Origin of the sequence: Lebetimonas sp. JS138 (assembly GCF_000523335.1) — a bacterium.
Lineage (GTDB): Bacteria > Campylobacterota > Campylobacteria > Campylobacterales > Nautiliaceae > Lebetimonas.
Genome location: NZ_ATHT01000001.1, coordinates 264,996 through 277,053 on the forward strand (window position 1 = coordinate 264,996; position 12,058 = coordinate 277,053).

11 protein-coding genes are annotated in these 12,058 nt (G+C 32.2%); 2 read left to right on the forward strand and 9 right to left on the reverse strand.

Going from position 1 to position 12,058, the window contains the following annotated elements; translation table 11 throughout:
* Positions 1–42: 42 nt before the first annotated feature.
* The 4 genes from gyrA to DZ67_RS0101440 all read right to left on the reverse strand — a co-directional run bounded on the left by gyrA (position 43) and on the right by DZ67_RS0101440 (position 3,889).
* Complete coding sequence (gene gyrA / locus DZ67_RS0101425; RefSeq protein ID WP_024791710.1) at positions 43–2,484, reverse strand: DNA gyrase subunit A; 2,442 nt, start codon at positions 2,482–2,484, stop codon at positions 43–45.
* 112 nt (positions 2,485–2,596) lie between these two features.
* Entirely contained in the window at positions 2,597–3,190 is a 594-nt protein-coding gene (locus tag DZ67_RS0101430; RefSeq protein WP_236619488.1) for a ComF family protein, read from the reverse strand.
* The gene (locus tag DZ67_RS0101435; protein ID WP_024786931.1) at positions 3,141–3,353 is read right to left on the reverse strand and encodes a hypothetical protein; all 213 of its coding nucleotides are present in this window, start codon (positions 3,351–3,353) and stop codon (positions 3,141–3,143) included. The genes DZ67_RS0101430 and DZ67_RS0101435 overlap by 50 nt, the downstream gene beginning before the upstream one ends.
* Positions 3,353–3,889, reverse strand: coding sequence for a DUF3293 domain-containing protein (locus DZ67_RS0101440; RefSeq protein WP_024786932.1), 537 nt, complete (start codon positions 3,887–3,889; stop codon positions 3,353–3,355). The genes DZ67_RS0101435 and DZ67_RS0101440 overlap by 1 nt, the downstream gene beginning before the upstream one ends.
* Before the next feature lie 95 nt (positions 3,890–3,984).
* Here DZ67_RS0101440 and DZ67_RS0101445 point away from each other — a divergent pair, with 95 nt between their 5' ends.
* On the forward strand, positions 3,985–4,428 hold the full coding sequence (locus DZ67_RS0101445) for a hypothetical protein (protein ID WP_024786933.1): 444 nt from the start codon (positions 3,985–3,987) through the stop codon (positions 4,426–4,428).
* Here the strand turns inward: DZ67_RS0101445 and DZ67_RS0101450 are convergent.
* From DZ67_RS0101450 to DZ67_RS11010, 5 genes are all read right to left on the reverse strand, one after another.
* Positions 4,418–5,797, reverse strand: a complete 1,380-nt coding sequence (locus tag DZ67_RS0101450) for a transglycosylase SLT domain-containing protein (protein WP_024791711.1) — start codon at positions 5,795–5,797, stop codon at positions 4,418–4,420. The two genes, DZ67_RS0101445 and DZ67_RS0101450, sit on opposite strands and share 11 nt — an antisense overlap.
* Positions 5,798–5,898: 101 nt before the next feature.
* Positions 5,899–6,174 carry a YggT family protein gene (locus DZ67_RS0101455; RefSeq protein ID WP_024786935.1) on the reverse strand — a complete coding sequence of 92 codons (276 nt, stop codon included), beginning with the start codon at positions 6,172–6,174 and terminating at the stop codon, positions 5,899–5,901.
* A 1-nt stretch (position 6,175) separates the two neighbouring features.
* Entirely contained in the window at positions 6,176–7,477 is a 1,302-nt protein-coding gene (gltX, locus tag DZ67_RS0101460; RefSeq protein WP_024786936.1) for a glutamate--tRNA ligase, read from the reverse strand.
* Positions 7,478–7,486: 9 nt separating this feature from the next.
* Positions 7,487–7,861, reverse strand: a complete 375-nt coding sequence (locus DZ67_RS0101465) for a hypothetical protein (protein ID WP_024786937.1) — start codon at positions 7,859–7,861, stop codon at positions 7,487–7,489.
* Positions 7,862–7,973: 112 nt separating this feature from the next.
* On the reverse strand, positions 7,974–10,586 hold the full coding sequence (locus DZ67_RS11010) for an ATP-dependent Clp protease ATP-binding subunit (protein WP_024786938.1): 2,613 nt from the start codon (positions 10,584–10,586) through the stop codon (positions 7,974–7,976).
* A 227-nt stretch (positions 10,587–10,813) separates the two neighbouring features.
* Here DZ67_RS11010 and DZ67_RS0101475 point away from each other — a divergent pair, with 227 nt between their 5' ends.
* The gene (locus tag DZ67_RS0101475; protein ID WP_024786939.1) at positions 10,814–12,058 is read left to right on the forward strand and encodes a S41 family peptidase; all 1,245 of its coding nucleotides are present in this window, start codon (positions 10,814–10,816) and stop codon (positions 12,056–12,058) included.

The window sequence follows — 12,058 nt, forward strand, 5'->3', positions numbered from 1 at the left end:
TTAACCTTTTTGTTTTCAAAATCGGAAAAAAAAGAAAAAACTTTAATTATTTTCTTCTTCTATTTCATCAGTTTCACTTGGAGTTTTGGCAATACTGACTACTTTATCCCCACTGTCGAGTTTTACTATTCTTACGCCCTGGGTATTTTTACCTGTTTTGGATATTGAATCTATACTGACCCTGATCATTTTACCGCTGCTTGTTAAAACCATCAAATCATGATTTTCTTCTGTGGCCACCACACCTACCAAATCACCTGTTTTGTTGGTAAGCTTCATAGCAATTACGCCTTTTCCGCCTCTGTTGGTTAATCTGTAAAGGTTGGCTTCGCTTCTTTTACCAAAGCCTTTTTCACTTACGCTTAAAATTTCCTGATTCTCATCTTTAAGAGCAAGGGCGCCTACCACCTCATCGCCTTGAATTTTAAAGGTAATACCTTTAACCCCTCTGGCCCCTCTCCCCATTTCCCTTACAGTATCCACAGGAAATCTTATGGCCTGTCCTTTCTTTGTAACAATAAAGAGTTCTTTATCCTCAGGCTCTACAATTGTAGCTGTTACAAGTTCGTCATTTTCATCTATCGTAATTGCCCTGACTCCTGTACTTCTTACATTTTTAAATTCATTTAAATTTGTTCTTTTGACAATTCCGTTTTTTGTAAAAAATGCCAAAGATCTGTTTTCATCAAAATCACTCGTTCTGATAATAGTCTGAATCTGTTCGTCTTTATCAAGGTTAATTAAATTAACTATTGCTTTACCTTTGCTGGTTCTGCTTCCTTCAGGAATTTTATAAACTTTCAGCCAGTGAAGCTGACCTTTGTTGGTAATAATCATCAGTGTATCATGCGCATTGGCAACATAAAAATCCTCTATAAAATCATCTTCATATGTTGTAAGTGCTTTTTTCCCTTTACCGCCTCTGTTTTGTCTTTCATATATTTTAAGAGGAACCCTTTTTACATAACCTCTGTGAGTTATAGTTAACACCATTTCTTCATTTGGAATTAAATCCTCTATATCTATTTCATCATAATCGTCTACAATATCGGTTAGTCTTGGGGTAGGATATTTTTTCTTAATTTCAAGAAGTTCGTCTTTAATAACACCGTTTAAAACTTCTTCACTTTTTAAAATGGAATTTAAATATTCAATTTTTTCCATTAACTCTTTATACTCTTTTTCAAGTTTTTCTATTTCAAGAGAAGTCAGGCGGGAGAGTTTCATATCAAGAATCGCCTGGGCCTGGATTTCACTGAGTTCGAATCTGTCTATTAAATTGGCTTTTGCTTCTTTTGTATCGGCAGATTTTTTAATTAATTCTACAACTTCATCTATATTAGCGAGTGCGATTCTAAGCCCTTCTAATATATGAGCCCTTCTTTTGGCTTCTTCTAATTCATAAATTGTTCTTCTGATAACAACAGTTTTTCTGTGTTTAATAAAAATATCAAGAAGTTCAAACAGGTTAAACAGTTTTGGCTGTTTGTCATAAATTCCAAGCATATTCACGCCAAAACTGACCTGCATCTGGGTATGTTTATAAAGATTGTTTAAAATAATTTCGCTCATTGCGTCTTTTTTAAGCTCTATTACAACCCTGATTCCCTCCCTGTCGCTTTCATCTCTTACTTCACTTATTCCGTCAAGCACCTTATCTTTAACCAAATCACTGATTTTTTCTATCAGTTTTGCTTTATTCACCTGATAAGGGAGTTCGTCAATTACTATTACTTCTTTATTTCCTTTATGTTCAATATGATGTTTTGCCCTTATTTTAATAGAGCCCCTTCCTGTTTTGTAGGCCTCTATTATTCCACTCTTACCGAAAATTGTACCCCCTGTAGGAAAATCCGGACCTTTTACAAATTTTAAAATATCCTCAAGTTTTGCATTTTTATTATCTATCATATAAATCAATGCGTCAATTAATTCACTTAAATTATGCGGAGGAATATTTGTAGCCATACCGACGGCAATACCGCTGCTGCCGTTTACCAAAAGATTTGGAAACCTGGCGGGCAAAACAACAGGTTCTTTTTCGCTACCGTCATAATTTGGAATAAAATCAACGGTATCTTTATCTATATCTTTAAGAAGCTCTTCGGCTATTTTGGTAAGTCTGGCTTCTGTATATCTCATAGCAGCGGCATTGTCTCCGTCAATACTACCGAAGTTACCCTGTCCGTCAATCAAAGGCATTCTCATAGAAAAAGGCTGGGCCATTCTCACAAGCGCTTCATATACTGCACTATCGCCGTGAGGATGATATTTACCTATAACATCCCCCACTATTCTTGCAGATTTTTTATATGGAGAACTGGCACTGATACCCATTTTATACATTGCATACAGGATTCTTCTGTGAACCGGCTTTAGACCGTCCCTTACATCAGGCAAAGCCCTTCCAACAATCACACTCATTGAATATTCTAAATAACTTTTTGCAAGGGTTTCTTCAATACTTACAGGAATTATTTGCATTCAAATCCTTTTTTAATTAATATTATACCAAAAAAGACGCAGAAATTAAGGAAAATAAAGCCTTTAAATACTGACGTAAAATTATTTTTGCAAATCATTATTTTTATAAAGTTTAAGACAAATCAGCCAGTACTATACTCAAATAAACATTCACACCATATTGGGATAAAACCTCTTTTGCCTCATTCAGGGTAGTGCCGGTTGTTTTTATATCATCGACCAAAATGACATCTATATTTTTAGGCCCTGAATATTTAAAATTTCTTGGATTTTTTAATCTAAATTCAAGAGACTCTCCAGCATATTTAACATTATTTGCGGAATGTAAAGAGTTAAACAAAGGAGTTAAAAATTTATTTTTCATTGATCTTGCAAGTATTGCCGTATGGGAAAAACCTTTTTTTATCCTGTCATCAACAGGAATTACAAAAAATTTTTCATTAATGTTTTGCGCAAAAATTTTAAATGAATTTTCGGCCAGAATTTTAAAAACCCTGTCTCCGAATCTGTGATATTTGTATTTGACAAGCCATTCAATTTCGTCATATCTGTAAAAACTTACGGTATTGTTTTTTATTTTTATATCAGGCTTTAAATATTTTTTCTGGCATTCATTACAGATAATTTCAAAACTGAAATTATTACAGATTATACATTTAAAAATCTTTATCCTTCGGTTTGTGTTTAAAAAGCAAATACAGAGCAATTGCGGCACCTATACTAAAAACACCCCCGCCTGCAAGAACCAGATTATCATTACCCGCCGTGGTTCCGCCCATAATCATACCGACAGCCACAAACATTATAAGTGCTGCGCTTACCCCCATTTTTTCACCGGTTGTTAGTTTTCTGTTTTGTAAATCGCGCATTAATTTCCTTTAAAATGAATCATATAATTATAATTGAGCAAATCTTCTTTACTTTCACATTCTGTAATTGAAATATATTCTCCCGAATTATAAAAAAAAGAATGCTGGTCAAACTCTTTTGCAATATTCAGTGCGTCGTCTTTTTCTATATCATAAACTATAAAAGAATATTCACCGTGGTCAAACAGCTCCCCCACACTCGAAAAATATTCATATCCAAATGTTTTCAATATAACTTCAAGTTCGGTATTTTTCAAAAAATTTAAAAAATCGTTTAAAATAAGACCTTTGGGATTATGAGCAGTTATTATTGCAAATTTTCTTTTTAAGACATCATAATCATCGGGAATAAACTGAAAAGAAAGCCACCCTCTCCCACTGATTGAATTAATTAAAAATTTTGTATATTTTAAATAATCTTTATATTTTTTTTTAAAATCAAGAACTATTTCTTCATCCACCATTAAAGCATCTTCCGCTTCGTCATAAATACATTTTCCTTTATAATCGCCTATTCCAATAACATTAAAACGCATTTTTGCCTCTTTTGGTTTTTTTCCATTTTACACAATTTTTTTTATTTAATCAATATGTTATAATACAAATTAACAATAATAAAACGGAGTCTGTAATGAAAAAATTGTTATTTATCTTGTTATTGATTTTTTTTAGCGGATGTTCTATCAAACCGGCATTAAAACACGACCCTTTTTATGAAAAAACACTAAAATATACCCAAAGGGCGCAGATAATCAACTCACTTGAAACCAAAGCACTGATTGACGCCGTTTATTTAAACGGTTTATACAAAAACAAATTTCAAAATCCGACATTTTTAATAGGTGTTTATAATGATTTTGATAATCAGTTAATAAATCAGGAATTTTCAATTTGTTTAAACGGACAAAAGCCTGTTAAAATTTCCTCCAAAATACCCGAATTTGTTTTATATAAAAATTTTCCTTTTTACAATTCATGGATGAGTTATTATTTAGTAAAATTCCCAGATACAGGCAAACCTTATATTTTAGAATACAAAAGCAAAGACTGGGGAGAAGCTAAACTTATTTTTTAAGAAGTTTATGGAGAGTTATATTTTCATCTCCGAAAATATGGGAATAAATAACATAATTTGTTATTACCTTTTTTCCATATTCTCTTGATTCATCTAAAGGTATTAATTCCATACTCAAAAAAGGCTCATATTTCCCTTTGTATTTAAAATTTGGAATTATTTTTCTCTTTACAAATCCTATTCCTCCGTTATAAGCATAGGCAACCGTTAAAGGGTCTTTAAGTTTTGAAAAAAGCCATTTCAAATGTTTTACCCCCAATATTATATTTTCTCTGTAATTAAACTGCCTGAAAACATCTCCTTTCATAGCTCTTACCAAAAACGGCATTATCTGCATAGTCCCGAGTGCGTAGCTTCTGCTGACACTTGAAGGAATAAACCTGCTCTCCTGCCTGGCTATTGCATAAACAAACGATTTAAAACTTATGTTTTTATCTTTATAAATATCGGGGGTTATAAAAATATTAATTTTATAATTAAAAGCCTTGTCCAAAACCAAGGCTTTTAAAGCAAGCGTTGCACTATTGTCAAGCTTTCTGGCAAAAGCAAATAAATCTTCTGACTTTTTAAAATCATTAAAAAATTTTAAAATATCCCAGGGGTTGCTTTCATTGTATTCAGGAGATTTTACAGAATTATAAATGATTTTATTTTTTATGAAAAATTTTTTATTCGCCTCTTCATATGCATATAAAGTATAAAAATCTATTCTTGTCCTTTTAAGAAGAGCATTAAAATATTTTTTTTCATCTGTTAAACGCCACAGCCAGAAATCTGTTTTTGAATTTTTCGTTATGCTTTTTAAGATATTTAGTGCTAATTTCTCTTTATTGCATTTCATAGCATTTAAAAAAAGCCACCATTTTGTTTTATCATCAAATTTTTTATAATCGATTTTTAAAAGAGAATCGGAAAGTTTAGGCAAATTGTTTAAAACAACACTTTTTACAAACATATAAAAATAACTGTCTTCAAAAATAGAAAAATTATTTATATACTGATCAATTCTTTTGTCCGGAAAATTCAAAATAAAATAATAGCCCAAATCCCTGTTTTTGAAAATTTTGGAAAAATCGTTATCAATAAAGCATTTTATGGCTTCTTTTACCTTGCCGTTTGCAAGTTTAGTATACAAATTAATCAATGTTTTTTTATCAAGCGTTGAAATTGTTTTTAGGGTTAACCCTCCGTCCTGAATACAGGAAACATCCACATCGTTTAAATATTCTTTTTTTACATTTATACATTTATAAATGTTTTCAAAAAGTTTATCTTTTTGAGCCAATATTTTTAAATGTAAAAAAGGCTTTGGTTTATAAAGGGAATTATATGCTTTATAAGCCAAAACAGTGGAATTTGTCTCTTTCATAAATTCCGTAAGATAAAAATCGCGTACATAGCTTTTTGGATGTGCAAGTATATTTGATAGATTCAGCGAAAAAAGAAAAAGAGGAATAAATAAAATAATTATCATAAGCTCATAATTATATTATTAATAAGTATCTGCAAAAATTCCAAAGCCAATATTAAAACAATCGGTGCAATATCAAACCCTCCGAAACGAGTAGGGATATAACGTCTAATCCATCTGTAAACAGGCTCCGTTACATTCCACAAAAACTGAACAATCGGATTGTAAGGATTTGGCTGCACCCAGGTTATCAAAGCGGCAATAATCACGACCCATACATATATGCTTATTATTAAATTAATAAACTGCAAAATCGATATTAAAATAGCATTCATTTTATCTCCTCTTTATTATTTCTTTAAGATACTGCAACATTGCCGTATATAAATCTTTTATTTCCGCCCCGTGTTTTTCATTTATTAAAAGCTCCCTTAAAGGCATAAACAGCTTTTTACCTTTAAGAGATGTGTTTTTCATTACTCTTTTTTTAAAATCGTCATAACTCTCTTCCAATTCATTTTCTAAAATCTCTTTTTTTAATATTTCTCTTTGCTGTTTAAACTCTTCATCTACGCTTTTTTCAAAAATCTTATTAAATTTTTCTTTTATCTCTTTTAAAGTAGAACTTTCGTCTCTTAAAATCTCAAGCAGATTTTCATAAATTTCATTTACTTCAAAAAGTTTATATAAATCAGTTAATTTTTTCAAATGCTGCTGATTTATAAATTTTAATTTTTCAATATCAAATTTGGCAGGTGCACGGGAAATTTTGGTTAAATCAAAAAATTCCACAGCCTCTTCAAGGGTGAATATCTCTTTTTCGAAGCTGTTTCCAAGCAATATCAGGTAATTGGCAATGGCTTCGGGTAAAAATCCCTCTTCTAAAAGCCATTTTACACTGCTTGCATTATCCCTTTTGCTCATTTTTTTACCCTCAGCATTTAAAATAATAGGCAGATGGGCATATTCTATTTTTTTATCATATCCGATTAAATTTCTTATATGAATCTGCTTTGGGGTGTTGCTTAAATGGTCTTCTCCCCTTATTACAAGAGAAATATCATAAATCATATCATCAATTGCGCAGGCGAAATTGTATGTAGGGGTTTTATCGGCCCTGAGGATAATAAAACTGTCGACTTCAAACGGGGAAAATCCCATCTCTCCTTTTATTAAATCTTTAAATTTTATATTTTTATCGGGCTTTTTAATTCTTACAACATATTTTTTATTTTCTTTTATATATTTTTGGAGTATTTTTTCGTCTAAATATTCACATTTACCGGAATATCTGTAAGGTCTTTTTTCGATTTTCGCCTTTTCTCTTTCAAAATTAATATCAGCTTCCGTGCAAAAACAGGCAAACGCTTTTTTTTCTTTTAAAAGTCTGTTTGCCATTTCCCCATGAAGATGAAAATTTCCGGACTGATAAACAACCTGGTCATATTTTATTCCAAAAAGGTTTAAAATATTAAGTATTTCTTTATCTTTTCCCTCGATATTTCTTTCTTTGTCCGTATCCTCAATTCTTACAAGATATTTTTCTTTTCTCTGTTTTGCAACTATATAATTAAAAATGGCAACCCTTAGGTTTCCAATATGCATATCCCCTGTTGGACTCGGCGCAAATCTTAACATTTATTTCCTTTAAAAAAATTTAAATACGGCTAAAACAATCATAATGATAAATACAAAATAGTTAATCCAGTATAAAATATTATAAGAATTATATGTAAATTTTTTCTTTTTTATTAAAAAATAAAATAAAATTATATTTTCTATCATAACTGCTATAAAAAATGTAAGTTTCACATGCAGCCAAACACCGGTTTTTGCCGCCGCCGGGTTTAATAAAATCAGTTTTGTCCCGTCAAATAAAACCAGCAACATAAAAACAAGGCTCAAAACACCAAAAAAAAATTTATCTTTTAAATCATTTTGTAAAGATTTGATAAACTGCAGAAAAAAGACTCCGTAACTAAAAAATAAGATTATATGCATACCATAAATCCAAAAATACATTTTTTAACCTTTTTGATGGAAATTATAACAAAAATTAAAACAAAAAACTCAAATATTTAGTGTCTGATACTTTTTTAAATTTTAATTAATAAAAGCCCGAAAGGGCTGAGAATTATTTATGATATCTGCCGGCTTCTGTACCGTTTACCTTAACCACTATAAAGTCTCCGTCTATATCAAATTCCACTTTGTCACCATCTTTAACTTTGCCTTCAAGAATAAGTTCTGCCAATGTATCTTCTATAACTTCAGCCATTGCCCTTTTAAGAGGTCTTGCACCGAATACCGGGTCAAATCCGACATCCGCAATAAAATCTTTTGCGCTTTCGCTTAAGATTAATTCAATATCCCTGTTAGCAAGTCTTGTTGTAATTTTTCTTAAAAGTATTTCAACAATCTGTTTAACCTGTTCTTTTCCTAAAGGATTAAATACAACCACATCATCAAGCCTGTTTAAAAATTCAGGTTTCATCCTTCTTTTTAGTTCCGCCCAAACAGCTTCTTTTCTGGCCTGAGCATCTTTTATTTCCATAATAATATCGCTTGCAATATTACTTGTTAGAATAATTATTGTGTTTTTAAAATCAACCGTCACACCTTTATTGTCTGTAAGCCTTCCGTCATCAAGCACCTGCAAAAGAATGTTAAACACGTCCGGATGTGCTTTTTCAATCTCATCAAACAATACCACACTGTAAGGTTTTCTTCTCACAGCTTCGGTTAACTGGCCGCCTTCTTCATATCCCACATATCCAGGCGCGGCACCGATTAGTTTTGATACAGAAATTTTATCCATATATTCGCTCATATCAAATCTTATCATTGCCTTTTCATCATCAAACAAAAATCTTGCTAATGTTTTTGCTGTTTCTGTTTTACCAACTCCTGTCGGTCCTAAGAACATAAAGCTGCCTATCGGTCTGTTTGGATCGCCAAGCCCGGCTTTATTTCTCTTAATTGCCCTTGCAACAGCTTTAATAGCCTCATCCTGTCCGACAACCCATTTTTTAAGCTCGTCTTCAATATGCAATATTTTTTCAAGTTCGCTTTGAAGCATTTTATTTACAGGAATTGCAGTCCATTTGCTTACAACATCGGCAACCGCTTCTTCATCTACAGCATTTTTAAGAAGAGTTCCCTCTTTTTGCATTTCTTCCCATTTTTTCTCAAGTTCTTCCACTTTTTTTCTGAGTTCTACAATTTTTCCGTATTCAATTTCGGCAGCTTTTGTAAAATCACCTTCTCTTTTTGCAATTTCAGCCTGGGTTTTTAGTTTTTCAATTTCTTCTTTTGTTTCGGCAATAGATTTTAATACTCTTTTTTCTTCTTCAAATTTACTTTCAAGTTTTCTTTTTTCTTCTTCAAGGTTTGCAAGTTCTTTTTCTATTTCATTTAATCTTTTTTCTATTTTTTCTTTATTTACGCTGCTTTCAAGCTCAAGCTGCAAAGCTTCTTTTTCCACCATAATCTGCTCAATTTCTCTTTTTATTTTGGCAAGTTCAAACGGTTCGCTTTCTATTTGCATTCTAATCTCAGCTGCAGCTTCGTCAATTGCGTCAATTGCCTTATCTGGTAAAAACCTGTCACTTATATATCTGTCGGTAAGTTTTGCCGCCGCAACCAAAGCTTCGTCTTTAATCAATACCTGATGGTGGGCTTCTAATCTTTCTTTAAGACCTCTTAAAATTCTGATTGCCTCATTTACACTCGGCTCATCGACCATTACAGGCTGGAATCTTCTTTGAAGCGCAGCATCTTTTTCAAAATATTTCCTGTATTCTTTCAAAGTTGTCGCACCTATGGTTCTTAACTCTCCTCTTGCAAGTGCCGGTTTTAAAATATTTGCCGCGTCCATACTTCCTTCGCTTGCACCTGCCCCCACAATTGTATGAATTTCATCTATAAATAAAATTACATCTGGATTTGCTTTTACTTCATCAACAACCGCTTTTAGCCTGTCTTCAAATTCACCTCTGTATTTTGCCCCTGCAATTAATGCCGTCATATCAAGCGCAATCAATCTTCTGTTTTGTAAACTTGTAGGCACTTCCTTTTTTACAATTCTCTGGGCCAGACCTTCGACCAGTGCCGTTTTACCGACACCAGGTTCACCGAGCAATATAGGATTATTTTTTGTTTTTCTGATTAAAATCTGCATCATTCTGTTTATTTCTTCGTCTCTTCCGATTACCGGGTCAAGTTCACCCGCCCTTGCTTTTGCCGTTAAGTCAATTCCATATTTGTTTAATGAATCAAGATTTTCATCCGCACTTTTACTCTCAATCTTTTTCTCTCCTCTTATTGCTTCAAGTGTTTTTTTAAGTTCCATTAAATCTACAAATTTACCAAGTGTATCTTTAAATGAATCAATATTTGCAATAAGCCATGTGTCAACAGCTATATATTTATCCCCAAATCTTGTGGCAAGCGCTTCGGAGTTTTGCAGACTTTGGATTAATTCTCTTCCTATTTTAATAGATTCTTTTGTAATATTGTCTACCTTTGGGAGTCTGTCAACAGCGCTTTTTAATTCAAGTTCTATTGCCGTTTTATCCACCCCCATTTTATTGAATGCCTGGTTAAGCACTGTATTTGTATTTGTTACAAGCCCCCATACCACATGCAACGGATGCACTTCAGGGTTTTTATTATGAAGCGCCAGACTTAGCCCGCTTTCAATTGATTCCATCATCTGATTTGTTAATTTTTCGAATAATTTTTCCATTATCTTCCTCCTTAAAGTTTTAGTTAATGTTATTATATCAAATTGAGTGCGTTTATGTCAAGTTTTTAATGCATTTTTTTATAAATTTTTTAATCTACTCACAACTCACTACTCACTATTTTCACTACTCACTATTTTCACTACTCACTATTTTCACTACTAACTATTTTATGCCATTGAAATTTATTTCCAATTATAATAGAATTTCATAAAAAAGGAATTTTTTAATGAAAAAATTAATCTTAGCCGTTTTTATGGTGGTTTCATTATTTGCAGAAACCAAAGAAACTCGTCTCGCAGCTTACGAAAAATTTGTAAAAGTGGTAAATATTATAGAGGCATATTATGTGGATGAACTTAATACAACCACTATAATTAATAAAGCACTAAAAGGTCTTTTACCAAATCTTGACCCACATTCGAGCTATCTTGACAAAAAGGCTTATCAGGAATTAAAAGTTCAGACAACAGGCGAATTCGGAGGCTTAGGAATTGTAATAGGCATAAAAAACGGTGTTTTAACAGTTATATCACCAATTGATGACACCCCGGCATATAAAGCGGGACTAAAAGCCGGAGACATTATTTTAAAAATAAACGGCAAAGCAACACTTGATTTGACACTTGACGAAGATGTCAATTTATTAAGAGGAAAACCTGGTACAAAAGTAACTCTTACAGTCGTAAGAAAAGGAAAAACATTTGATGTAACAATTACAAGGGCAATTATTAAAATCAAATCGGTTAAAGCTTATGCTCTGCAAAATTATCCTTCCATCGAATATATAAGAATCAGCAGCTTTGATAAAAATGTTGTAAGTTCTCTTAAAAAAATCCTTCTAAATCTTAAAAAATACCATAAAAAAGGTATTATAATTGATTTAAGAAACAATCCGGGCGGACTTTTGAACCAGGCTGTGGGCACGCTCGATTTATTTATCGACAAAGGCGTTTTAGTTTCACAAAAAGGAAGGGTCCCAAGTGAAAATCAGGTATTTTATGCACACTCAAGCGGAACATACAAAAACATTCCTATCGTTGTACTCGTTAACGGGGGAAGCGCAAGTGCAAGTGAAATAGTGAGCGGGGCACTGCAAGACAAAAAAAGAGCAGTTATAGTGGGAGAAACCACTTTTGGAAAAGGAAGCGTTCAGGCGATTATTCCTGTTAATAAAAATGAAGCGGTAAGATTAACGGTAGCTAAATATTATCTTCCGAGCGGAAGAACCATTCAGGCAAAAGGAGTTATACCGGATATTATAGTTCACCCTGCAAAAATAGAAAAAGTTAATGAAAACAAAGAAGGTTTAATTAAAGAATCCGAACTTAAAAACCATTTAAGAGCTGAACTAAATAAAACTAAACCTAAAAAAACAAAATATAATCAAAAAATTAAAAAAACAGACAATGATTTACAACTGATTACAGGGGCGAATATTTTAAAAGCACTGATAATTGCGAATCAAAAATAA

Excerpts from the sequence above, each read along its gene's own strand:
- gyrA (WP_024791710.1), bottom strand. The coding sequence starts at position 2,484 with ATGCAAATAATTCCTGTAAGTATTGAAGAAACCCTTGCAAAAAGTTAT.
- DZ67_RS0101435 (WP_024786931.1), bottom strand. The coding sequence starts at position 3,353 with ATGCGCGATTTACAAAACAGAAAACTAACAACCGGTGAAAAAATGGGG.
- DZ67_RS0101440 (WP_024786932.1), bottom strand. The coding sequence starts at position 3,889 with ATGCGTTTTAATGTTATTGGAATAGGCGATTATAAAGGAAAATGTATT.
- DZ67_RS0101445 (WP_024786933.1), top strand. The coding sequence starts at position 3,985 with ATGAAAAAATTGTTATTTATCTTGTTATTGATTTTTTTTAGCGGATGT.
- DZ67_RS0101450 (WP_024791711.1), bottom strand. The coding sequence starts at position 5,797 with ATGAAAGAGACAAATTCCACTGTTTTGGCTTATAAAGCATATAATTCC.
- DZ67_RS0101455 (WP_024786935.1), bottom strand. The coding sequence starts at position 6,174 with ATGAATGCTATTTTAATATCGATTTTGCAGTTTATTAATTTAATAATA.
- gltX (WP_024786936.1), bottom strand. The coding sequence starts at position 7,477 with ATGTTAAGATTTGCGCCGAGTCCAACAGGGGATATGCATATTGGAAAC.
- DZ67_RS0101465 (WP_024786937.1), bottom strand. The coding sequence starts at position 7,861 with ATGTATTTTTGGATTTATGGTATGCATATAATCTTATTTTTTAGTTAC.
- DZ67_RS11010 (WP_024786938.1), bottom strand. The coding sequence starts at position 10,586 with ATGGAAAAATTATTCGAAAAATTAACAAATCAGATGATGGAATCAATT.
- DZ67_RS0101475 (WP_024786939.1), top strand. The coding sequence starts at position 10,814 with ATGAAAAAATTAATCTTAGCCGTTTTTATGGTGGTTTCATTATTTGCA.